Source organism: Roseateles sp. GW821-FHT03B02 (genome assembly GCF_059421025.1).
In genome coordinates, this window is sequence record NZ_JBWKUV010000008.1 from 101,205 (window position 1) to 123,853 (window position 22,649).

Sequence of the window (22,649 nt, forward strand, 5' to 3'; positions counted from 1 at the left end):
CCCTCAGGCCCCAAGTCGGCCTGAGAAAGAGAGGTCTTCATGTCCGGACATCCCATCCTTCCCGCCGACCCGATCACGCTGCCGCTGCTGCCGCTGCGTGACGTCGTCGTCTTCCCGCACATGGTCATCCCGCTGTTCGTCGGGCGTCCGAAGTCCATCAAGGCGCTTGAGGCCGCGATGGAAGCCGGTCGCCAGATCATGCTGGTGGCCCAGAAGGCCGCCGGCAAGGACGAGCCCAAGGCCGAAGACATGTTCGAGGTCGGCTGCGTTTCCAGCATCCTGCAGATGCTGAAGCTGCCCGATGGCACCGTGAAGGTGCTCGTCGAGGGCCTGCAGCGCGCCACCACCAGCTCGATTACCGAGCCGGGTGAGCACTTCGTTGCCGAAGTCACGCCCATCCCGCCCGAGACCGAGCACGCGCCCGAAGTCGAGGCCCTGCGCCGTGCTGTGACGCAGCAGTTCGACCAGTACGTCAAGCTCAACAAGAAGATCCCGCCCGAGATCCTCACGTCCATCGGCGGCATCGACGATCCTGGCCGTCTGGCCGACACCATCGCGGCCCACCTGCCGCTCAAGCTCGACGCCAAGCAGGCCGTGCTGGACCTGGCCGACGTGGCTAAGCGCCTGGAGAAGCTGCTCGACCTGCTTGAGCACGAGGTCGACATCCTGCAGGTCGAAAAGCGCATCCGTGGCCGCGTCAAGCGCCAGATGGAGAAGAGCCAGCGCGAGTACTACCTGAACGAGCAGGTCAAGGCCATCCAGAAGGAACTTGGCGACGGCGAAGAAGGCGCCGACATGGAGGAGCTCGAAAAGAAGATCCTCGCCGCCAAGATGCCCAAGGAGGCGCGCAAGAAGGCCGACGCAGAGCTGAAGAAGCTCAAGCTGATGTCGCCCATGTCCGCCGAAGCGACGGTGGTGCGCAACTACATCGATACGCTGGTCAACCTGCCCTGGAGCAAGAAGACCAAGATCAAGCACGACCTCAAGAACGCCGAGGACGTGCTCAACGAAGATCACTACGGCCTCGAGAAGGTCAAGGACCGCATCCTCGAATATCTCGCGGTGCAGCAGCGCGTCGACAAGCTCAAGGCGCCCATCCTGTGCCTGGTCGGTCCCCCGGGCGTCGGCAAGACCTCGCTCGGTCAGAGCGTGGCGCGCGCCACCGGCCGCAAGTTCGTGCGCATGGCGCTGGGCGGCGTGCGCGACGAAGCCGAGATCCGCGGCCACCGCCGCACCTATATCGGCTCGATGCCGGGCAAGGTGCTGCAGTCGCTGACCAAGGTCGGCACGCGCAACCCGCTGTTCCTGCTCGACGAAATCGACAAGCTGGGCATGGACTTTCGCGGCGATCCGTCGTCGGCGCTGCTGGAGGTGCTGGACCCCGAGCAGAACCACACGTTCGGTGACCACTACATCGAGGTCGACTTCGATCTGTCCGACGTGATGTTCGTCGCCACGTCCAACTCGATGAACATCCCGCCGGCCCTGCTGGACCGGATGGAAGTGATTCGCCTGTCGGGCTACACCGAGGACGAGAAGGTCAACATCGCCCAGACTTATCTGCTGCCCAAGCAGCGCAAGAACAACGGCGTGCAGGACGAGGAGCTCGAAGTCACCGAGTCCGCGATCCGTGGCGTGATCCGCTACTACACGCGGGAAGCCGGCGTGCGCTCGCTCGAACGCGAGATGTCCAAGATCTGCCGCAAGGTGGTCAAGGGCATCCAGCTCAAGACCTACGAAGGCAAGGTCGTCGTGACCGAGGACAACCTCAACGACTTCCTCGGCGTGCGCAAGTACGACTTCGGCCGCGCCGAGAAGAAGAACCAGGTCGGCCAGGTGGTCGGTCTCGCGTGGACCGAGGTGGGCGGCGATCTGCTGACCATCGAAGCCACGGCCATGCCGGGCAAGGGCAACATCATCCGTACCGGTTCGCTGGGCGACGTGATGAAGGAGTCCGTCGAGGCTGCTCGTACGGTGGTGCGCTCGCGCGCCCGCCGCCTGGGGATCAAAGACGAGGTCTTCGAGAAGCGTGACGTGCACGTCCACGTGCCCGATGGCGCCACGCCCAAAGACGGTCCGAGCGCGGGCGCCGCGATGACGACGGCCTTCGTGTCGGCGCTGACCGGCATTCCTGTGCGCGCTGACGTAGCCATGACCGGCGAGATCACGCTGCGCGGCGAAGTCACGGCGATCGGCGGCCTAAAGGAGAAACTGCTTGCGGCTCACCGCGGCGGCATCAAGACCGTGATGATCCCGGAAGAGAACGTCAAGGACCTGCAGGACATCCCGGAGAACGTGAAGAACCAGCTCGAGATCGTGCCCGTGCGCTGGATCGAGCGCGTGCTGGAAGTGGCGTTGGAGTCCGTGCCGACCCCGCTGCCGGACGAGGAAGTCCCCGTCGCCGCGGCCAAGCCGGAAGAGGGCGCTGCCAAGAGCTCGGCGGTCCCTCACTGAAGAAGTGCAGCTGGCTTGTCATCCGACTAAAAATTGGATTACAATGCCAGCTTCGCTAGATCGCAGAGAGAAATCCGAACGATCTAGAGAAATTGCAGACAACATTGCGTAAGCGATTGCGTCAGGCAATGCGGCGGGTGTAGCTCAGTTGGTAGAGCGCAACCTTGCCAAGGTTGAGGTCACGAGTTCGAGCCTCGTTACCCGCTCCAGTTTTTCAAAAGGGAAGCCCCGGCTTCCCTTTTTCGTCAAAGCCGCACCAACGGCTTTGGCTTGGGTTTTACGGCGGCGCGATAGCAAAGCGGTTATGCCCCGGATTGCAAATCCGGTTAGTCCGGTTCGACTCCGGATCGCGCCTCCAAAACGCACCATGCGGGTGTAGCTCAGTTGGTAGAGCGCAACCTTGCCAAGGTTGAGGTCACGAGTTCGAGCCTCGTTACCCGCTCCAGTAAAAATCGGTCGCACCGATGTCCAGCCGCGAGGCTGTTCGAAATGCGCGGGTGTAGCTCAGTTGGTAGAGCGCAACCTTGCCAAGGTTGAGGTCACGAGTTCGAGCCTCGTTACCCGCTCCAAGTTCACGGGAGATTCGAGCGATCGAGTCTCCCGTTTTCTTTTCCGCGGCCCGGATAATCCCGCCCGCTGCCCGGGTGGCGAAATCGGTAAACGCAGCGGACTTAAAATCCGCCGCCCTCAACAGGCGTACGGGTTCAAGTCCCGTCCCGGGCACCAAAGCGCCTTCTCAAACGGTCAGCGTCTGCTGGCCGTTCGTGTTTTCGGGCTTCCAGGCGTGCACCGTCGGCTCTCGCCAGCCAAGCACACGCTCGATCCAGCCATGCAGTGCTGCCGGATCGCCGCTGGTTTCGATGTCGAGGGTGGGCTGATCGTCCGGCTGCTGCGTCCAGAGGTCGACGGCGCGGCGAGCGACGGCGGTCTCAATGCGCAGCAGCTGCACGCCTGGGCCGAGGGCGGCGCGCCAGATCGGTTCGATCAGCGGGTAGTGGGTGCAGCCCAGCAGCGCCGTGTCGACGCCGGCCGCCCGCAGCGGCTCGCAGTGTTGCGCGACGAGGGCGCGCAGTTCGTCGCTGTCGAGATCGCCGGCTTCGATGCGGTCGACGACGCCGGGGCAGCCCTGCACGACGACCTGGCGATCGCCGGCATGGCGTTCGATCAGCGCACGCAGGCGGCTGCTCGCGGCCGTGGATGGCGTGGCCAGCAGGCCGATACGGCCATTGCGCGTGGCCATGACAGCGGGTTTGATGCCCGGCTCGGTGCCGACGAAGGGCATGGCTGGCCAGCGCGCGCGCAGGGCCTCGATGGCGTGGGCCGTGGCCGTGTTGCAGGCAACGACGATGAGTCCGGCACCCTGCTCGATCAGATGTTCGGTGACCGCGAAGCTGCGCGCGCGGATGTCCTCGGGGCTGCGGTTGCCGTAGGGGGCGTAGGCCGTGTCGGCGAGGTAGCGCAGGCGGGCTGTGGGCAGCAGGCGGCGCAGTTCGCGCAACACGGTGAAGCCGCCGACGCCGGAGTCGAAGACGCCGATTTCCCGGCGTGAAGAGGGGTCAATCTGCATGGGCGCGAGCAGTCTAGCTTCGTGATTTGAGAGGCCTCCCCAAAAAGACTTCTGCCGGTGCCGCCGGACCTCTGGCTAGAATCGAACGATCGTGCTTTTTTGCGCGCGTCGCCGGTGCGGAGCGCCCGTAGAATCTAGTTAACGTTTACGTCAATTCGAGCTGGAGTTTTCGATGAAGGTCTTGGTTCCTGTCAAACGCGTCGTCGACTACAACGTCAAGGTGCGCGTCAAGAGTGACGGCACGGGCGTCGACATTGCCAATGTGAAGATGTCGATGAACCCCTTCGACGAGATCGCCGTCGAAGAGGCCGTGCGCCTGAAGGAGAAAGGCGCCGTCACCGAGGTGATCGCCGTGTCCTGCGGCGTCACGCAGTGCCAGGAAACCCTGCGCACCGCCATGGCCATCGGCGCCGACCGCGCCATCCTGGTGGAAACCGACGCCGAACTGCAGCCCCTGGCCGTCGCCAAGCTGCTGAAGGCGCTGGTCGACAAGGAAGGCCCTTCCCTCGTCATCCTCGGCAAGCAGGCCATCGATGACGACTGCAACCAGACCGGCCAGATGCTGGCCGCGCTGACCGGCATGCCGCAAGGCACCTTCGCCTCCAAGGTGGAGGTGGCCGGCGACAAGGTCAATGTGACCCGCGAAGTGGACGGCGGCCTCGAGACCGTGGCCCTGAGCCTGCCGGCCGTCGTGACGACCGACCTGCGCCTGAACGAGCCGCGCTACGTGACGCTGCCCAACATCATGAAGGCCAAGAAGAAGCAGCTCGACATCGTCAAGCCGGCCGACCTGGGTGTGGATGTCGCCCCACGCCTCAAGACGCTGAAGGTCAGCGAGCCGCCCAAGCGCGGTGCCGGCGTCAAGGTGCCTGATGTCGCCACGCTGGTGACGAAGCTGAAGACCGAAGCCAAGGTCATCTAACCAAATCCCGGAGATATTGAGATGACCGCACTCGTCATTGCCGAACACGACCACGGCACCCTGAAGTCCGCCACGCTGAATACCGTCACCGCCGCCGCCGCCCTGGGTGGCGATGTGCATGTGCTGGTGGCCGGCCACAACGCCGGCGCCGCTGCCGCCGCTGCCGCGCAGATCGCCGGTGTCGCCAAGGTGCTGCATGCTGACTCGGCCGCCCTGGCCGAAGGCCTGGCCGAGAACGTCGCCGCACAGGTGATCGCGCTGGCCCCGGGCTACAGCCACATCCTCTTCCCCGCCACCGCCGCCGGCAAGAACGTCGCCCCGCGCGTGGCCGCGCTGCTGGACGTGGGCCAGATCAGCGACATCACCAAGGTTGTCAGCGCTGACACCTTCGAGCGCCCGATCTACGCCGGCAATGCCATCGCCACCGTGCAGAGCAGCGACGCCACCAAGGTCATCACCGTGCGTACGACCGGCTTCGACCCGGCCATTGCCACCGGTGGCTCGGCCGCCGTCGAGTCGGCCGCTGCTGCCGCCGACTCCGGCAAGAGCAGCTTTGTCGGCCGGGAGGTCACCAAGAGCGACCGGCCCGAGCTGACCGCCGCCAAGATCATCGTGTCCGGCGGCCGCGCCCTGGGCTCGAACGACAAGTTCATGGAAGTGCTGACGCCGCTGGCCGACAAGCTGGGTGCAGCCCTGGGCGCCTCGCGCGCCGCCGTGGACGCCGGCTACGCCCCCAACGACTGGCAGGTCGGCCAGACCGGCAAGATCGTCGCGCCCCAGCTGTATGTGGCCTGCGGCATCTCCGGCGCCATCCAGCACCTGGCCGGCATGAAGGACTCCAAGGTCATTGTCGCCATCAACAAGGATCCGGAAGCGCCCATCTTCTCGGTGGCCGACTACGGCCTGGAAGCCGACCTGTTCACGGCCGTGCCGGAACTCGTCAACGCGCTGTAAATCCACGCGCCAACCGCACCTCGGGCGCCCCGACTTCGTCTGTCGCGGCGCCCTTTTTGTCTCCACCTGGAGGAACAAATGAGTTACCAAGCCCCCGTCAAGGACATGCTCTTCAACATCCAGCACCTTGCTGGCCTGGAGACCCTGACCGAACAGATCCCCGCCTTCGCCGACTTCGGCCTGGACACCGCCGGTGCCGTGCTGGAGGAATGCGCCAAGCTGACCCAGGACGTCATCGCGCCGCTGAACTTCGAGGGCGACAAGAACCCCTCGAGCTGGAAGGACGGCGTCGTCACGACCACGCCCGGCTTCAAGCAGGCGTTCCGCGCCTATGCCGAAGGCGGCTGGCAGGGTCTGGTGCATCCGCCTGAATTCGGCGGCCAGGGCGCGCCCAAGACCATCGCCGCGGCCTGCAACGAGATGCTGCAGTCGGCCAACATGAGCTTCGCGCTGTGCCCGTTGCTGACCGACGGCGCCGTCGAGGCGCTGCTGACCGCGGGCAGCGATGAGCAGCGTGCCACCTTCATCCCCAAGCTGCTGGACGGCTCCTGGACGGGCACGATGAACCTCACCGAGCCGCAAGCCGGCTCGGATCTGGCGCTGGTGCGTACCCGCGCCGAGCCGCAGCCTGACGGTACCTACAAGATCTTCGGCACCAAGATCTTCATTACCTACGGCGAGCACGACATGGCCGAGAACATCGTCCACCTCGTGCTGGCCCGCGTGGCCGGCGCGCCGGAGGGCGTGAAAGGGATCAGCCTCTTCCTCGTGCCCAAGTTCCTGGTGAATGCCGACGGCAGCTTGGGCGCGCGCAACGACGCGCACTGCGTGTCCATCGAACACAAGATGGGCATCAAGGCCAGCCCGACCGCCGTGCTGCAGTTCGGCGACCATGGCGGCGCCATCGGGACGCTGATCGGCCAGGAGAACCGCGGCCTGGAGTACATGTTCATCATGATGAACGCGGCCCGCTACGGCGTCGGCCTGCAGGGTATCGCCATCGCCGACCGCGCCTACCAGAAGGCCGTCGCCTACGCCAAGGACCGCGTGCAGTCACGCCCCGTCGACGGCTCGGTGGCCGGCAGCGCCGCGATCATTCACCACCCCGACGTGCGCCGCATGCTGATGACGATGCGCTCGCTGACCGAAGGCTGCCGCGCGATGGCGAGCACCGCTGCTGCCGCCTTCGACGCGGCCCACCATCATCCTGATGCCGAGGCCCGCAAGCAGAACCAAGCCTTCTACGACTTCATGGTGCCGCTGGTGAAGGGCTACAGCACCGAGATGAGCCTGGAGGTCACTTCGCTGGGCGTGCAGGTGCACGGCGGCATGGGCTTCATCGAGGAGACCGGCGCGGCCCAGTACTACCGCGACGCCAAGATCCTGACCATCTACGAAGGCACGACGGCCATCCAGGCCAACGACCTCGTCGGCCGCAAGACCTCGCGCGACGGCGGCCAGCTGGCCCGCGGCATCGCCGGCCAGATCGAAGTCACCGAGGCTGCCCTCGCCAGGCGCGAGAGCGCCGCCGCCAAGGCGGTCGCCAAGGCCCTGCGCGCGTCACGCGAGGACTTCCTCGCCGTGGTCGACTTCATCGCGGCTGAAGCCAAGGGCAACCCCAACGCCGCCTATGCCGGCTCGGTGCCCTATCTGATGCTGGCGGGCAACCTCGTCGCCGGCTGGCAGCTGGCGCGCGCGCTGATGGCCGCTGAAGACGCCTTGGCGACTGACAAGGCCTTCATGGAAGCCAAGATCACGACCGCCCGCTTCTACGCCGAACACATCCTGCCGCGTACCGGCGCGCTGCGTGCGGCCATCGTCGGCGGCGCCGACAGTGTCACCGCGCTGCCGATCGAAGCGTTCTGATGACCTTGCGGGTTGGACCACGCGCAAGGCGCGTGCTCCGACCTCAACCGATCTGGAGACTGAATTGGCTTTGCCTCCCATCCTGAAGAACCTGCCGCTGCCGGTCATCGGCTCGCCGTTGTTCATTATCAGCAACCCCAAGCTCGTCATCGAGCAGTGCAAGGCCGGCATCGTCGGCTCCATGCCGGCGCTGAACGCCCGGCCCGCAGAGCTGCTCGACGAATGGCTGGCGGAGATCACCGAGACCCTGGCCGCCTACAACCGCGCCAACCCCGACAGGCCGGCCGCGCCCTTCGCCATCAACCAGATCGTGCACAAGAGCAACGAGCGGCTGGAGCACGACATGCAGGTGTGCGCCAAGTACAAGGTGCCCATCATCATCACCTCGCTGGGCGCGCGCGAGGACGTCAACCAGGCCGTGCACGCCTGGGGTGGCATCGTGCTGCACGACATCATCAACAACAAGTTCGCGAAGAAGGCCATCGAGAAGGGCGCCGACGGCCTCATCGCGGTGGCGGCGGGCGCGGGAGGCCATGCGGGCGTGAAGAGCCCCTTCGCGCTGATCCACGAGATCCGCGAATGGTTCGACGGCCCGCTGGCGCTGTCGGGCTCCATGGCCACGGGTGACGCCATTCTGGCGGCGCAAGCCATGGGTGCGGACCTGGCCTACATCGGCTCGGCCTTCATCGCCACCGTTGAGGCGCGCGCCAGCGACGCCTACAAGGAGATGATCGTCGCCAGCAACAGCGACGACATCATCTACAGCAACCTCTTCACCGGCGTGCACGGCAACTACCTGCGCGGCTCGGTGGTGGCGGCGGGCCTGGACCCGGAGAACCTGCCCGAGAGCGACCCCAGCAAGATGAACTTCGGCGGCGGCGCGGCCAAGGCCTGGAAGGACATTTGGGGCAGCGGCCAGGGCATCGGCGCGGTCAAGCAGGTGCTGCCGGCGGCCGAGCTGATCGGGCGGCTGAAGCGCGAGTACGCTGCGGCCCGTGCCAGGTTGGCCTTGAATTGATTGCCGGCCTCGCCGACATGACGGCCGCCCTCGGGCGGCCGTTTTTCATCGCGCTCCGCGCAGCAGCCGCAGCCCGTTGAACACCACCAGCAGGCTGGCGCCCATGTCGGCGAAGACGGCCATCCACATCGTCGCGCTGCCGAACACGGCCAGCACGAAGAACACGGCCTTGATGCCCAGCGCCAGCGCGATGTTCTGCCACAGCACGGCGCATGTTCGTCGGGACAGGCGGATGGTTTCCGGCACCTTGAGCAGGTCGTCGTTCATGATGAGCACGTCGGCGGTCTCCTTGGCGGTGTCGGTGCCGGTGGCGCCCATCGAGAAGCCGATGGCGGCTGCCGCGAGGCTGGGCGAATCGTTGATGCCGTCACCCACCATGCCCACCGCACCGTGCCGGCCCAGCGCGGCGACGGCTTGCTGCTTGTCCTGCGGCAGCAGGTTGGCCTGCACGTCGGTGATGCCCACCTGCTGCGCGATGGCCTGCGCCGTGGACGGGTTGTCGCCCGTGAGCATGACGGAACGAACGCCCATCGCCTTCAGCTGGGCGACGGCCTCGCGGCTCGTGGCCCTGACGGTGTCGGCCACGGCGAAGAGGGCGAGCGCGTGGCTGCCGTCGGCCAGCAGCGACACGGTGCGGCCCTGGGCCTCGTGCTGCTGCATCAGCGCCTCCAGTTCGGGCGAGCACAGGCCGCGTTCGTGAATCCAGCGGTGGTTGCCCAGCGTCGCATCCAGCCCGTCGACGCGGCCATGCACGCCCAGGCCCGGCTCGGCGCCGAAGTCGTGCACCGGCAGCGCTTCGACTTCCAGCGCGGCGGCCACGGCCTTGGAGACCGGGTGGTCGGACCGCGCCGCGAGGCTGCGCGCGACACGCAGCACGCGGTCCTGCGGCATGTCGGCTGTGAGCATGCATTGGGCGACGAGCCTGGGGCGCCCCTCGGTGAGCGTACCGGTCTTGTCCAGTGCCAGCACCTTGAGCTTGCGCGCTTCTTCCAGATGCACCCCGCCCTTGATGAGGATGCCGCGCCGTGCCGCCGCGGCCAGCCCGCTGACCACCGTGACCGGCGTGGAAATGACCAGCGCGCAGGGGCAGGCGATGACGAGCAGCACCAGCGCCTTGTAGATGCCGGTGGGCCACGGCCAGCCCAGCAGCAGTGGCGTGCCGAAGGCCACCGCCAGCGCCAGCAGAAAGACGGCGGGCGTGTAGATGGCGGCGAAGCGGTCGACGAAGCGCTGCGTGGGCGCGCGCTGGCCCTGCGCGGCCTCGACGGCGTGGATGATGCGCGCGAGCAGCGTGTCCCCCGCCGGCTTGGTGACCTCGAACTCCAGCGAGCCGCTCTGGTTGATGGTGCCGGCGAAGACCTCGTCGCCGGGCGCCTTGTCCACCGGCATGCTTTCGCCGGTGACGGCTGACTGGTCGACCGCCCCTTGCCCGGCCGTGACACGGCCATCGAGCGCAAGGCGCTCGCCCGGCTTCACGCGTACCGTGGCCCCCACGGCCACGGCCTTCGCTTCCACCCGCGTCCAGCTGCCATCGGGCCGGCGCACCTCGGCCTGCGTGGGCGACAGCGCCAGCAGGCCGCTGATGGCGTTGCGCGCCCGCTCGACCGAGCGGGCCTCGATCAGCTCGGCCAGCGAGTACAGCGCCATCACCATGGCGGCTTCGGGCCATTGGCCGATGGCGAAGGCGCCTATGACCGCCACCGACATCAGCGCGTTGATGTTGAGCCGGCCGTGCGCGAGGGACGCGAGGCCTTTGCGGAACACGGCGAGGCCCGACAGCGCGATCGCAGCCGCAGCGATGGCCATGCCGGCGGCCTGCCAGGCGATGTCATCGGGCGCGAAGAAGTGCAGCAACTCGGCGCCCACCGCCACTGCCAGCGCGGCCACCAGGCGCAGGAGTTCGGCGCGCCGGGCCATGGCCGTTTCTTCGGCAGCCGGCGGGGCCGACAGCGTCTCGGTCTTGAAGCCGGCGCGGGCGATGGCAGCGTTGATGTCGTTCCACGACGACGACGGTGCGTGGACGGTCAGTGCGCGCGCCGGCAGGTCGAAGTGCAGGTGGCGGATGTCGGCCACCCCCTCCAGCGCGCGGCGGATCTGGCCTTCCTCGGTGGGGCAGTCCATCGCGGGGATGCGCAGCAGCAGCCCGCCCGCCGGCGCCGGGGCGGGCGGGGGTGCGGCGGTGGTGGCGCAAGCGCTGCCGTGGCAGCAGGCCGTCGTTGCGGGGGCGTGTTCATGGGCGTGGTCGTGGCCATGATGGTGGTGGTCATGGTCGTCGTGCCGGTGCCCGGTGTGGGCGTGATCGTGGGAGCTCATGGGCTTGTCGTAGCGCTGTTGTGGCTATTGGAATCCCTGGAGCAGCTCCAGAGTCAAGTGTCTAGACTGGATGCCTGCACACCTCTTGGAAGCCGCCGTGAAGATCGGAGACCTCGCCGCCGCCTCGTCGACCGCCGTCGACACCATCCGCTACTACGAGCGCGAGGGCCTGCTGCCGGCGCCGGGGCGCACGCAGGGCGGTTTCCGGGTCTATGAGACGCCTCACCTGGAGCGGCTGCAGTTCATCCGGTACTGCCGCGGGCTGGACATGTCGCTCGACGAGGTGCGCGTGCTGCTGCGGGTGAAGGACGCGCCGGGCGGCGACTGCGGCGACGTCAACGCGGTGCTGGATTCGCACATCGGCCATGTGTCGCGCCGCATCAAGGAGCTGCGCGTGCTGGAGAAGCAGCTCAAGGAACTGCGCCAGCGCTGCGGCGAAGCCCAAGGGGTCGATCAGTGCGGCATCCTGAACGGCCTGGCCGCCGCGGCCCAGGAGGGCGGGGCGCAGGTTGCGCCTGTTTCGCACTTGCGTTCGGTGCATTCACACTGAAGGCCTGACAACTTGGGGGCAGGGATGGACCGTCGGCTGGTAAGCCCCAGCCTGGCGATCAACGCTTGTTGATCCGCCAGGCCGGCAGTGTCCACCCCGTCCACAAGGCCAGGCCGCGCAGCACCACCGCTGTCGCGGCCGCTGCGCTGATGGCGGCCCACTGCGGCGCGTCCAGCCGCACGGCCGCCACCATCACCCAGCCGCCGACGAAGCTGCACAGCGCGTAGGGCCGGTGGTCGTGGAAAGCGGCCGGGATCTCGTTGCAGACGATGTCGCGCAGCACGCCACCGAACACGGCCGTGATGACGCCCATCAGCACGGCCACGATGGCCGGCATGCCCGCGTCCAGCGCCACCAGCGTGCCGTTGGCGGTGAAGAGTCCGAGGCCCAGCGCATCGGGCCACTGGATGGCGCGCTCGGTGAGGCCCAGGTGGCGCCGCCGCATGCCCAGCATGGCTGCCAGGCACAAGCCCATCAGCACCCACAGCCAGTCGGCATGCTCGACCCAGAAGAAGGGCCGGCGGTCCAGCAGCACGTCGCGCAGCGTGCCGCCGCCGAAGGCAGAGAGGCCCGCGACGACGCACAGGCCGACGACGTCGAGCTGCTTGCGCGCGCCGGCCAGCAGGCCGGACAGCGCGAAGGCGAGGGTGGCCGTGATCTCGACGGCCGCCTGCAGCGTGGAGAAGTTGATGACGGGAGGCTTCACTCCCGCATCATCCCTTCACTTCACCGTGGCCCACTTGGCCTGGGGGGCATCGTTGGCCGAGTGCGGGATCGTCACGCCGGCCTTCATCGCCCAGGGGCGCACCTGGTGGTGGATGGGGATGAAGAGAACCTCGTCGCGCGTGCGCTTCAGGGCTTCCTGCATCAGCGCCAGGCGCTTGGGCACGTCGGTCTCGACCTTCATCTGCTGCACCAGGGCGTCCACCCTGGCGTCGCTGACGCGCGAGTAGTTGCCCTTGCCATCGGCGCCGGCTGTCTTGGTGTGCACGATGTCCTGCAGCGTGTACTGCGCGTCGAAGGTCGTCACGCCCCAGCCGTACATGTAGAGCGGCAGCTCGAAGCGCTGCATGGCGGCGGAGTGCTGGGTCATCGGCTGGGTCTGCAGCTTGGCCTTGATGCCAATGCGCGCCCACATCGAGACGACGGCCTGGCAGATTTCCTCGTCGTTGACGTAGCGATCGTTGGGGCAGGCCAGCGGCGTGTCGAAGCCGTCGGCATAGCCGGCGTCCGTCATCAGCTGCTTGGCGCGGGCGAGGTCGGGCTTGGCGACGGTGTCCAACTCTTGCGACCAGCCGTAGGCCACCGGCGCCACCATGATGGCCGCCGGGATGGACAGGCCGCGCATCAGGCTGCGCTTGATGGCCTCGCGGTCGATGGCCAGGCTCATGGCCTCGCGCACGCGGCGGTCCTTGAAGGGGTTCCGGCCCTTCACGCTGCTGCCCTTGATCTCGTCGCTGCCCAGGTCCATGGCGAAGAAGATGGTGCGGTTCTCGGGGCCGTCGATGACCTTGAGCCGCGGGTCGGCCTTGAGCTTGGCGACGTCCTGCGGGGGCAGGTCGCTCAACAGGTCCAGGTCGCCCGAGAGCAGGGCGGCCACGCGGGTGGCGTCCTGTTTGATGGGCAGGTAGGTCACCTCGCTGACGTTGCCCTTGGGCTTGTCCCACCAGTCCTTGTTGGCCACCATCGTGATCTTCTGGTCGGGCGTCCAGCTCGTGATCCTGAACGGCCCCGTGCCGTTGGCGTTGCGCGAGGCGTAGGTGTCCTCCTTGGCCTTGAAATCCTGCGGGTTCTCGCTGCGGTTCTTCGTCGCCCAGGCCTTGCTGAGGATGCGCACATAGGTGAGGTTGCGCGCCAGCACGGGGTTGGGGCCTTCGAGGATGAGGTCCACCGTGTGGTCGTCGATCTTCTTCACCTCCTTGATGCCGGAGGCGTAGATGACCATGTTGCTGGCCGGGTGCTTGATGCGCTGCAGGCTGAAGACGACGTCGTCCGCCGTGAATGGGGTGCCGTCGTGGAACTTCACGCCGCGGCGCAGGTCGAAGCGCAGCTGCGTCGGCGTGACGTAGGTCCACTTCGTGGCGAGTGCCGGCTCGACGTCGAACTTCTCGGTGTAGCGGGTCAGGCCTTCGTAGGCATAGCCGGTGATGGTGGACGTGGCGGAATGATTCTGCGAATGCGGGTCCAGGGTCTGGATGTCGTTCTGGGCGGCCCAGCGCAGCGGGTTGGCGCTGGCGAGGCCGGCAGCCAGAAGCAGCGCGGCAAGCGTGGTCAGTGGCTTCATTTGATCGTCGTGTAGCGGGCTTCGAAGTAGTCGTTCGAGCGGTGGATGGTGTCTACGCCGGGCTTCATGGCCCAGGGCCTGATCTGGTGGTGGATGGGGATGAAGAGGGACTCGTCGCGGATGCGCAGCAGCGCCTCCTTGATGAGGGCGTTGCGCTTGGGCACGTCGGGCTCGAACTTGATCTTCTGGATCAGCGCGTCCAGCGGCGCGTCGCTGACCTTGCCGAAGTTGAAGTTGCCGTCGGCGCCGTTGGTGCGCGTGTGGCCCCAGGCCTGCATGGCGTACAGCGCATCGTAGGTCGACACGCCCCAGCCCAGCATGTAGAAGGGCGACTCGCCTCGCTGGAAGGTCTGGCTGTGCGTTGCGAAAGGCGCGGCGATGAGGCGCACCCTGACGCCGATCTTGGCCCACATCGACACCGCCGCTTGGCAGACCTGCTCGTCATTGACGTAGCGGTTGTTGGGGCAGTGCAGCGGGACCTCGAAGCCCTGCGGGTAGCCGGCCTCGGCCAGCAGCTTGCGGGCCCTGTCCAGGTCGGGCTTGACAGGCGCGTCCAGCGCCGCGTCGTAGCCGTTGACGCCTGGGGGCACCATCAGCGCGGCTGGCACGGACAGGCCGCGCATGATGCTGCGCTTGATGGCCTCGCGGTCCAGGGCCAGGTTCAGGGCCTCGCGCACGCGCCGGTCCTTGAACGGGTTCTTGCCCTTCACGCTGGACTCGCGCAGTTCCTCGCTGCCCTCGTCCATGACGAAGAAGACGGTGCGGATCTCGGCGCCTTCCAGCAGCCGGACCTTGCCTTCCTCCTTGAGCTTGAAGAAGTCCTGCGGTGGCAGGTCGGTGACGATGTCCACGTCGCCCGACAGCAGCGCCGCCACGCGCGTCGGCGCGCTCTTGATGGGCAGGTAGCTCAGCTCGGTGACGTTGCCGGGGTTCTTGTCCCACCAGTCCTTGTTGGCCACCATCTTCACGGCCTGGTCGGGCTGCCAGCTCACCAGCTTGTAGGGGCCGGTGCCGTTGGCGTTGCGCGAGGCGTAGTTCTCTTCCTTGGCCTTGTAGTCCTGGGTGTTGGTCGTGTTGTTCTTGGTCGACCAGGCCTTGCTCATGATGGGGAAGCTGATGATGTTCTGCAGCAGCATGGGCGTGGGCGCTTCCAGGATCAGGTCGACGGTGTGGTCGTCGATCTTCTTCACCTCCTTGATGCCGGACACATAGGTCTGCTTGGTGCCCTGGGGCTGGGTGATGCGGCTGAAGCTGAAGACGACGTCGTCGGCCGTGAAAGGCGAGCCGTCGTGGAACTTGACCCCCTTGCGCAGCTCGAAGCGCACCTGGGTCTGGGAGAGGTAGGTCCACTTGGTGGCCAGCGAGGGCTCGGGGCGGTACTCCCTGCTCAAGCGCGTCAGACCCTCGTAGATGTGGGTGCCGATGGCATTGGATGTGTTGTGGTCCTGCGAGTGAGGGTCCAGCGTCAGGATGTCGTTGGTGGCGGCCCAGCGCAGCGGGGCGGCGGTCGCGGCGCCCACGGTCAACGCGGCGAGCAGGGGGAGTGCACGGAGAACGGATTTCATGCGGCTTCCAAGGGACTGCAGAAGCCGAAAAATGTAGCCCCGGCCTCCGGGGTGTCCGCTAGGGCTTGCCCGCAGGTTCGAGCGAGCAATCGCAACCTGCGCCCGCGGCGATCCAGCGTCGCACCAGCCAGCCACGCAGCCCGCTCGGCCGTGCCGCCAGCGCGCCGCACACATAGCGTGCGCCGTCCCAGCGCAGGGCAACGCATGCACCTTTGAGGCGCCGGCTCAGGATCACGCCCAGAGGGCAGGGCTCGGCCAGGCAGCAGATGCCGCAGCCGTTGCAGGCGGCCCCGAGCGCCGGCTTGGGCGGCGCGTCGGGGTGGATCTGGATGACTCGGTTCAGGTCTTCACGCCCAGCTCGCGCAGGCGCTCGTCCAGGTAGCTGTTGGCGGTGTAGCGGTCGCTCAGGACCACGTCGTCGCGGGGGTGCAGGAAGAGGGGCAGGGACACCCGGCTCTTCTTCGCGCCCTCGCCGGTCGGGTTGACGACGCGGTGCTGGGTCGAAGGGTAGTAGCCCTCGGAGGCTTCCTGCAGCATGTCGCCGATGTTGATGGTCAGCGTGCCGAAGTCGCAGGGCACGTCGTGCCAGGCGTTGTCCTTGCCGAGCACCTGCAGGCCCGGCTCGTTGGCGGCGGGCAGGATGGTCAGCAGGTTGATGTCGCCATGCGCGGCGGCGCGCAGCGAGCCTTCAGGCTCCAGGCCCGTCAGCGGCGGGTAGCGCAGCACGCGCAGCAGCGTCTTGGTGCTGCCCTGGATCATGTTCGACAGCGGCTCGCGGTACTTGGCGGCGATCTCCGGCGGCGTGTATTTCTCGACCCAGCCCAGCAGTTCCTCGGCCAGTGCGTTGGCCTCGCGGTAGTAGGTGAGGGCATCCTGCTTCAGCTGTTCCGGGATGCGGCCCCAGGGGTAGATGTGGAAGTATTCCTTGATGTCCTTCTGCGTCGAACCCTTCGCAGTTTCGGAAATCTCGGTGGAGAAATATCCGTCCTGCGTCTCCTTGGAGAACGCGAATCCATGCTTGGCCTCACTGTTGAAGAAGGCCAGCCAATCGGCGTAGATCTTCTCGACCAGGGCCTGGCGGATCGGGTGGTTGGTCAGCACGCCGAAACCGGTCTCGTGCAGGGAGCGGGTGAACTTTTCGGCCGCGTCGGGCGCGCGGTAGTCGACGACCTGGACTTGCATGGGGATTCCTTGTTGTCCCGTGGCGCAGCCATTCAATCGCGGGGCTGTCGCGGCGCCAAGTTTACGAGTCAGTCAACTTTCCATGACCCTGATCAGTGCACTTTGTCGCATCCCGTGCACCTTGTCGGGCAAACCCGAAGTGCTAGAGTTCGGCCCCTGAGACTTTTCGGTCCTTCCCGTCCCTTTTGTCGTTGCCCCTGGCAACAGCAGAGGTGGGTCGCAATCCGCCAATCGGTCGAGCCGTGTCGCGGAAGGTTCTTCAACCAGCCAACTCCCTGGAAACCGGGGCATGAGGTGAGCGAAAGATGATGCAGCAATACAGGTCGAACTCCTACCTGTTCGGTGGCAATGCCCCGTACGTGGAGGAGATGTACGAGGCTTACCTCGACAACCCGGGCTCCGTGCCCGACAACTGGCGCGCCTACTTCGACGCCCTCCAGCACGTTCCCGCGGTGGACGGCAGTGAGGCCCGCGACGTGGCCCATGCCCCGGTCGTCGAATCTTTCGCTCAACGCGCCAAGGCCAACGCCTTCGCCAACAAGGCCAGCAGCGCCGACCTTGCCGTCGCCCGCAAGCAGGTCCATGTCCAGTCGCTGATCGCGGCCTACCGCTTCCTCGGCAACCGCTGGGCGGAACTGGATCCCCTCAAGCGCGCCGAGCGCCCCAAGATTCCCGAACTCGACCCCGCGTTCTACGACCTGACCGAGTCCGACATGGACATCTCGTTCAGCGCCGTGAACAGCTATTTCGGCGGCGAGACCATGACGCTGCGCCAGATCGTGCAGGCCCTGCGCGAGACCTACTGCGGCAGCATCGGCTCCGAATTCATGCACGGCTCCGACCCGGCCGAGAAGCGCTGGTGGCAGGAGCGCCTGGAGAAGGCGCGCGGCAAGCCGACCTTCACGGCCGAAGAGAAGAAGCACATCCTCGAACGCCTGACGGCGGCCGAAGGCCTGGAGCGCTTCCTCCACACCAAGTACGTCGGCCAGAAGCGCTTCTCTCTGGAAGGCGGCGAGAGCTTCATCGCGGCGATGGATGAGGTCATCCAGCGCGGCGGCGAGCGCGGCGTGCAGGAAATCGTCATCGGCATGGCCCACCGCGGCCGCCTGAACGTGCTGGTCAACACGCTGGGCAAGATGCCCGCCGACCTGTTCGCCGAGTTCGAGCACAAGGCCGCCGAGGACCTGCCTGCCGGTGACGTGAAGTACCACCAGGGCTTCAGCTCCGACGTGTCGACCAAGGGCGGCCCGGTCCACCTGTCGCTGGCCTTCAACCCCTCCCACCTCGAAATCGTCAACCCGGTCGTCGAAGGCAGCGTGCGCGCCCGCCAGGACCGCCGTGGCGACAACGTCGGCGCGCAGGTGCTGCCGGTGCTGGTGCACGGTGACGCGGCCTTCGGCGGCCAGGGCGTCGTGCAGGAAACGCTGGCCATGGCCCAGACCCGCGGCTACCGCACGGGCGGCACGGTCCACATCGTCATCAACAACCAGATCGGCTTCACCACCAGCGACCCGCGCGACCTGCGCTCCACCTGGTACTGCTCCGACGTCGTCAAGATGATCGAAGCCCCGGTGCTGCACGTGAACGGCGACGACCCCGAAGCCGTCGTGTGGGCCACGCAGTTGGCCATGGACTACCGCGCGGAGTTCAAGAAGGACGTCGTCCTGGACATCGTCTGCTTCCGCAAGCTGGGCCACAACGAGCAGGACACCCCGGCCCTGACCCAGCCGCTGATGTACAAGAAGATTGGCGCCCACCCCGGCACCCGCAAGGTCTACGGCGACAAGCTGGTGGCTCAGGGCGTGCTGCCCGCCGAGGGCCCGGACGAGATGGTCAAGACCTATCGCGCAGCCATGGACGAAGGCCGCCACACCGTCGACCCGGTGCTGACCAACTTCAAGAGCAAGTTCGCCACCGACTGGTCGCCCTTCCTGGGCAAGAAGTGGACGGACAGCTGCGACACCGCCATCCCCGTCACCGAGTGGAAGCGCCTGGCCGAGAAGCTGACGACGCTGCCCAAGGACTTCGCGCCGCACAACCTCGTCGCCAAGCTCTACGCCGACCGCGCCACCATGGGCCGCGGCGAAGTCAACATCGACTGGGGCATGGGCGAGTCCATGGCCTTCGCGTCGCTGGTGGCCTCGGGCTACCCGGTGCGCCTGTCCGGCGAGGACAGCGGCCGCGGCACGTTCACGCACCGTCATGCCGTGCTGCATGACCAGAACCGCGCCAACTGGGACGCCGGCACCTACATCCCGCTGCAGAACGTTGCGGAAGGCCAGGCGCCCTTCACCGTCATCGACTCCATCCTGTCGGAAGAGGCGGTGCTGGGCTTCGAGTACGGCTACGCCGCCGCCGAGCCCAACACGCTGACCATCTGGGAAGCCCAGTTCGGCGACTTCGTCAATGGTGCCCAGGTTGTCATCGACCAGTTCATCGCCTCCGGCGAAGTGAAGTGGGGCCGCTCCAACGGTCTGACCATGATGCTGCCGCACGGCTACGAAGGCCAGGGCCCCGAGCACAGCTCGGCCCGCCTGGAGCGCTTCATGCAGCTGGCCGCGGACAACAACATGCAGATCGTGCAGCCGACCAACGCCGCGCAGATCTTCCACGTGCTGCGCCGCCAGATGCTGCGCATGTTCCGCAAGCCCCTCGTCATCATGACGCCCAAGAGCCTGCTGCGCGCCAAGGATGCGACCTCGCCGCTGTCGGACTTCACCAAGGGCGAGTTCAAGACCGTGATCGGCGAGCAGAGCGCCGACGTGGTGGCCGACAAGGTCAAGCGTGTCATTGTCTGCTCGGGCAAGGTCTACTACGACTTGGTGCGTGCGCGCGCCGAGAAGAAGTCCGCCGACGTGGCCATCATCCGCGTCGAGCAGCTCTATCCCTTCCCGCACAAGGCTTTCGCGGCCGAGCTCAAGAAGTACCCGAACGCGACCGAGATCGTGTGGTGCCAGGACGAACCGCAGAACCAGGGCGCCTGGTTCTTCGTGCAGCACTATGTGCACGAGAACATGACGGAAGGCCAGAAGCTCGGCTACGCCGGCCGCCCGGCCAGCGCCAGCCCGGCCTGTGGCTATGCCCATCTGCACCAGGAGCAGCAGAAGGCGCTGCTGGATCAGGCCTTCGCCAAGCTCAAGGGCTTCATCCTCACCAAATAAGACCGAACACGCAGCGCCAGTAGATGGCGCTGCGTTCGCTCGCGCCTGCACCATTCACACCGAATAAAGAACACGGAGCCTCAAATCATGGCCATCGTTGACGTTCAAGTTCCCCAGTTCTCCGAATCCGTTTCCGAGGGCACGCTGCTGACCTGGAAGAAGAAGCCCGGCGAAGCCGTCACCGTCGACGAGACCCTCGTCGAGATCGAGACCGACAAGGTCGTGCTCGAGGTGCCCGCACCCGCCTCCGGCGTGTTGGCCGAGATCGGTGTCGCCGACGGCAGCACGGTCACCAGCCAGCAACTGCTCGCCAAGATCGACACCGAAGGCAAGGCCGGCGTCGCCGCGCCCGCCACGACGGCGTCGGTCGCAGCCGCCCCGGCTGCTGTCGCTGCTGCGCCTGCAGCCGCCACGGGCGGCAACAAGGGTGACGTGGCCATGCCCGCTGCCGCCAAGATCCTGGCCGAGAAGGGCCTGGCCGCGACCGATGTCGCTGGCTCCGGCAAGGACGGCCGCGTGACCAAGGGCGACGCTTTGGCCGCCTCCGCCAAGCCCGCCGCCGTGGCGGCGCCGCTGGTCGTGCCCGCCTCGCCCGCTGTGGCTAAACCGCTGCCGGCTGTCGCCGCACCGGTGCAGCCCAACCTGGGTGACCGCCCCGAGCAGCGCGTGCCCATGACCCGCCTGCGCGCCCGCATCGCCGAGCGCCTGGTGCAGTCGCAGTCGACCAACGCCATCCTGACCACCTTCAACGAAGTCAACATGGCCCCGGTCATGGAGATGCGCAAGAAGTTCCAGGAGAAGTTCGAGAAGGAACACGGCGTCAAGCTGGGCTTCATGAGCTTCTTCGTCAAGGCGGCGGTCGCGGCGCTGAAGAAGTACCCCATCATCAACGCCTCCGTCGACGGCAACGACATCGTCTACCACGGCTACTTCGACATCGGCATCGCCGTCGGTTCGCCGCGCGGCCTCGTCGTGCCAGTGCTGCGCAACGTCGACCAGATGAGCTTCGCCGACATCGAGAAGAAGATCGCCGAGTTCGGTGCCAAGGCCAAGGAAGGCAAGCTGTCCATCGACGAGTTGACCGGCGGCACGTTCTCGATTTCGAACGGCGGCACCTTTGGCTCCATGCTGTCCACGCCCATCATCAACCCGCCGCAGTCGGCCATCCTGGGCGTGCACGCCACCAAGGACCGCGCCGTCGTCGAGAACGGTCAGGTCGTGGTGCGCCCGATCAACTACCTCGCGATGTCGTACGACCACCGCATCATCGACGGCCGCGAAGCCGTGCTGGGCCTGGTCACGATGAAGGAAGCGCTGGAAGACCCGGCCCGCCTGCTGTTCGACATCTAAGCCAAGGGACGAACGAGCATGAGCACCAAGCAATTCGACGTCGTCGTCATCGGCGGCGGCCCCGGCGGCTACATCGCGGCCATCCGCGCGGCCCAACTGGGCATGAACGTGGCCTGCGTCGACGAGTGGAAGAACGACAAGGGCGGCCCGGCGCCGGGCGGCACCTGCACCAATGTCGGCTGCATCCCGTCCAAGGCGCTGCTGCAGTCGTCGGAACACTTCGACCACGCCGGCCACCACTTCGCCGACCACGGCATCAGCCTGGACAACCTGAAGATCGACGTCGCCAAGATGGTCGGCCGCAAGGACGCCGTCGTGAAGCAGAACAACGACGGCATCCTCTACCTGTTCAAGAAGAACAAGGTCACGTTCTTCCATGGCCGCGGCTCGTTCGTTGCCGCTAAGGATGGCGGTTATGAGTTGAAGGCCGGCGACGAGACCGTGTTTGCCAAGCAGGTCATCCTGGCCACGGGCTCCAACGCCCGCCAGCTGCCCGGCGCGGAGTTCGACGAGGAGCTGATCCTCTCCAACGACGGCGCCCTGCGCATCCCGGCCGTGCCCACGAAGCTGGGCGTCATCGGCTCGGGCGTCATCGGCCTGGAAATGGGTTCGGTCTGGCGCCGCCTGGGTTCCGAGGTCACGATCCTCGAAGCCATGCCGGCCTTCCTGGCCGCCGCCGACGAAGGCGTGGCCAAGGAAGCCGCCAAGGTCTTCAAGAAGCAGGGCCTGGACATCCAGCTCAGCGTCAAGATCAGCAAGGTCACCAAGGGCAAGAAGGACGTCACCGTCGCCTACACCGACGCCAAGGGCGCCGAGCAGACGCTGGTGGTGGACAAGCTCATCGTGTCCATCGGCCGCGTGCCCAACACCATCGGCCTGAACGCCGACGCCGTGGGCCTGAAGCTCGACGAGCGTGGCGCCATCGTGGTGGACGACGAGTGCAAGACCAACCTGCCCGGCGTCTGGGCCGTGGGTGATGTGGTGCGCGGCCCCATGCTCGCCCACAAGGCCGAGGAAGAGGGCGTGGCGGTGGCCGAGCGCATGGCCGGTCAGTATGGCCACGTCAACTTCAACACCATCCCCTGGGTCATCTACACCTCGCCGGAGATCGCCTGGGTCGGCAAGACCGAGCAGCAGCTGAAAAGCGAAGGCGTGGCCTACAAGGCCGGCCAGTTCCCCTTCCTGGCCAACGGCCGCGCCCGTGCGCTGGGCGACACGACCGGCTTCGTCAAGTTCCTGGCCGACGCCACGACCGACGAGATCCTGGGGGTACACATCATCGGCCCGTTCGCGTCCGAGCTGATTTCGGAAGCCGTGGTCGCAATGGAGTTCAAGGCCTCGGCCGAGGACATCGCCCGCATCTGCCACGCCCACCCGTCGCTGTCCGAGGCGACCAAGGAAGCGGCGCTGGCCGTCGACAAGCGCACGCTGAACTTCTGATCGAGCAGCGCAGTCAACAAGGG

Annotated in this window: 15 protein-coding genes and 5 tRNA genes; 14 read left to right on the forward strand and 6 right to left on the reverse strand. The window is 66.6% G+C overall.

Annotated features, from left to right (window positions below):
* Positions 1-39: 39 nt before the first annotated feature.
* From lon to AC07VX_RS20230, 6 genes are all read left to right on the forward strand, one after another.
* Complete coding sequence (gene lon / locus AC07VX_RS20205; RefSeq protein ID WP_493166272.1) at positions 40-2,454, forward strand: endopeptidase La; 2,415 nt, start codon at positions 40-42, stop codon at positions 2,452-2,454.
* 133 nt (positions 2,455-2,587) lie between these two features.
* Positions 2,588-2,663, forward strand: a tRNA-Gly gene (locus AC07VX_RS20210).
* 75 nt (positions 2,664-2,738) lie between these two features.
* Positions 2,739-2,812: transfer RNA gene (locus AC07VX_RS20215), tRNA-Cys, on the forward strand.
* An 11-nt stretch (positions 2,813-2,823) separates the two neighbouring features.
* Positions 2,824-2,899 (forward strand) — tRNA-Gly (locus tag AC07VX_RS20220).
* Between the two features lie 48 nt (positions 2,900-2,947).
* Positions 2,948-3,023 (forward strand) — tRNA-Gly (locus AC07VX_RS20225).
* A 69-nt stretch (positions 3,024-3,092) separates the two neighbouring features.
* Positions 3,093-3,180: transfer RNA gene (locus AC07VX_RS20230), tRNA-Leu, on the forward strand.
* A 10-nt stretch (positions 3,181-3,190) separates the two neighbouring features.
* Here the strand turns inward: AC07VX_RS20230 and murI are convergent.
* On the reverse strand, positions 3,191-4,021 hold the full coding sequence (gene murI / locus AC07VX_RS20235) for a glutamate racemase (protein ID WP_493166271.1): 831 nt from the start codon (positions 4,019-4,021) through the stop codon (positions 3,191-3,193).
* A gap of 172 nt (positions 4,022-4,193) precedes the next feature.
* Here murI and AC07VX_RS20240 point away from each other — a divergent pair, with 172 nt between their 5' ends.
* The 4 genes from AC07VX_RS20240 (at position 4,194) to AC07VX_RS20255 (ending at position 8,781) form a co-directional block, all read left to right on the forward strand.
* Complete coding sequence (locus tag AC07VX_RS20240) at positions 4,194-4,943, forward strand: electron transfer flavoprotein subunit beta/FixA family protein (protein ID WP_493166270.1); 750 nt, start codon at positions 4,194-4,196, stop codon at positions 4,941-4,943.
* Between the two features lie 21 nt (positions 4,944-4,964).
* Positions 4,965-5,897, forward strand: coding sequence for an electron transfer flavoprotein subunit alpha/FixB family protein (locus tag AC07VX_RS20245; protein ID WP_493166269.1), 933 nt, complete (start codon positions 4,965-4,967; stop codon positions 5,895-5,897).
* 78 nt (positions 5,898-5,975) lie between these two features.
* Positions 5,976-7,763, forward strand: coding sequence for an acyl-CoA dehydrogenase (locus AC07VX_RS20250; RefSeq protein ID WP_493166268.1), 1,788 nt, complete (start codon positions 5,976-5,978; stop codon positions 7,761-7,763).
* Positions 7,764-7,827: 64 nt separating this feature from the next.
* Positions 7,828-8,781, forward strand: coding sequence for an NAD(P)H-dependent flavin oxidoreductase (locus AC07VX_RS20255; protein ID WP_493166267.1), 954 nt, complete (start codon positions 7,828-7,830; stop codon positions 8,779-8,781).
* 45 nt (positions 8,782-8,826) lie between these two features.
* Here the strand turns inward: AC07VX_RS20255 and AC07VX_RS20260 are convergent, their stop codons facing one another.
* Positions 8,827-11,094, reverse strand: coding sequence for a heavy metal translocating P-type ATPase (locus AC07VX_RS20260; protein ID WP_493166266.1), 2,268 nt, complete (start codon positions 11,092-11,094; stop codon positions 8,827-8,829).
* A gap of 97 nt (positions 11,095-11,191) precedes the next feature.
* Between AC07VX_RS20260 and cadR the strand changes: the two genes are divergently transcribed.
* Positions 11,192-11,644: a Cd(II)/Pb(II)-responsive transcriptional regulator gene (gene cadR / locus AC07VX_RS20265; RefSeq protein WP_493166265.1), complete on the forward strand. Its 453-nt coding sequence runs from the start codon at positions 11,192-11,194 to the stop codon at positions 11,642-11,644.
* A gap of 58 nt (positions 11,645-11,702) precedes the next feature.
* Here cadR and AC07VX_RS20270 read toward each other — a convergent pair whose 3' ends face one another.
* From AC07VX_RS20270 to AC07VX_RS20285, 4 genes are all read right to left on the reverse strand, one after another.
* A complete protein-coding gene (locus AC07VX_RS20270) occupies positions 11,703-12,350 on the reverse strand; it encodes a trimeric intracellular cation channel family protein (RefSeq protein ID WP_493166264.1) in 648 nt (215 codons plus the stop codon).
* A gap of 15 nt (positions 12,351-12,365) precedes the next feature.
* Complete coding sequence (locus AC07VX_RS20275) at positions 12,366-13,928, reverse strand: ABC transporter substrate-binding protein (RefSeq protein WP_493166263.1); 1,563 nt, start codon at positions 13,926-13,928, stop codon at positions 12,366-12,368.
* Complete coding sequence (locus AC07VX_RS20280) at positions 13,925-15,493, reverse strand: ABC transporter substrate-binding protein (protein WP_493166262.1); 1,569 nt, start codon at positions 15,491-15,493, stop codon at positions 13,925-13,927. Before AC07VX_RS20280 ends, AC07VX_RS20275 begins: the two co-directional genes overlap by 4 nt.
* 339 nt (positions 15,494-15,832) lie before the next feature.
* A complete protein-coding gene (locus AC07VX_RS20285; protein ID WP_493166261.1) occupies positions 15,833-16,675 on the reverse strand; it encodes a 2OG-Fe(II) oxygenase family protein in 843 nt (280 codons plus the stop codon).
* A 305-nt stretch (positions 16,676-16,980) separates the two neighbouring features.
* On the opposite strand from AC07VX_RS20285, the gene AC07VX_RS20290 reads away from it, so the two are divergent.
* From AC07VX_RS20290 to lpdA, 3 genes are all read left to right on the forward strand, one after another.
* Entirely contained in the window at positions 16,981-19,836 is a 2,856-nt protein-coding gene (locus tag AC07VX_RS20290; RefSeq protein ID WP_493166260.1) for a 2-oxoglutarate dehydrogenase E1 component, read from the forward strand.
* 87 nt (positions 19,837-19,923) lie between these two features.
* Positions 19,924-21,186, forward strand: a complete 1,263-nt coding sequence (odhB, locus tag AC07VX_RS20295) for a 2-oxoglutarate dehydrogenase complex dihydrolipoyllysine-residue succinyltransferase (protein WP_493166259.1) — start codon at positions 19,924-19,926, stop codon at positions 21,184-21,186.
* A gap of 18 nt (positions 21,187-21,204) precedes the next feature.
* On the forward strand, positions 21,205-22,626 hold the full coding sequence (gene lpdA / locus AC07VX_RS20300) for a dihydrolipoyl dehydrogenase (protein ID WP_493166258.1): 1,422 nt from the start codon (positions 21,205-21,207) through the stop codon (positions 22,624-22,626).
* The last annotated feature ends 23 nt before the right edge of the window (positions 22,627-22,649 follow it).

What these genes read in the sequence shown, in the direction of transcription:
- lon (WP_493166272.1), top strand. Translation starts at nt 40, where the DNA reads ATGTCCGGACATCCCATCCTTCCCGCCGACCCGATCACGCTGCCGCTG.
- murI (WP_493166271.1), bottom strand. Translation starts at nt 4,021, where the DNA reads ATGCAGATTGACCCCTCTTCACGCCGGGAAATCGGCGTCTTCGACTCC.
- AC07VX_RS20240 (WP_493166270.1), top strand. Translation starts at nt 4,194, where the DNA reads ATGAAGGTCTTGGTTCCTGTCAAACGCGTCGTCGACTACAACGTCAAG.
- AC07VX_RS20245 (WP_493166269.1), top strand. Translation starts at nt 4,965, where the DNA reads ATGACCGCACTCGTCATTGCCGAACACGACCACGGCACCCTGAAGTCC.
- AC07VX_RS20250 (WP_493166268.1), top strand. Translation starts at nt 5,976, where the DNA reads ATGAGTTACCAAGCCCCCGTCAAGGACATGCTCTTCAACATCCAGCAC.
- AC07VX_RS20260 (WP_493166266.1), bottom strand. Translation starts at nt 11,094, where the DNA reads ATGAGCTCCCACGATCACGCCCACACCGGGCACCGGCACGACGACCAT.
- AC07VX_RS20275 (WP_493166263.1), bottom strand. Translation starts at nt 13,928, where the DNA reads ATGAAGCCACTGACCACGCTTGCCGCGCTGCTTCTGGCTGCCGGCCTC.
- AC07VX_RS20280 (WP_493166262.1), bottom strand. Translation starts at nt 15,493, where the DNA reads ATGAAATCCGTTCTCCGTGCACTCCCCCTGCTCGCCGCGTTGACCGTG.
- AC07VX_RS20285 (WP_493166261.1), bottom strand. Translation starts at nt 16,675, where the DNA reads ATGCAAGTCCAGGTCGTCGACTACCGCGCGCCCGACGCGGCCGAAAAG.
- AC07VX_RS20290 (WP_493166260.1), top strand. Translation starts at nt 16,981, where the DNA reads ATGATGCAGCAATACAGGTCGAACTCCTACCTGTTCGGTGGCAATGCC.
- odhB (WP_493166259.1), top strand. Translation starts at nt 19,924, where the DNA reads ATGGCCATCGTTGACGTTCAAGTTCCCCAGTTCTCCGAATCCGTTTCC.
- lpdA (WP_493166258.1), top strand. Translation starts at nt 21,205, where the DNA reads ATGAGCACCAAGCAATTCGACGTCGTCGTCATCGGCGGCGGCCCCGGC.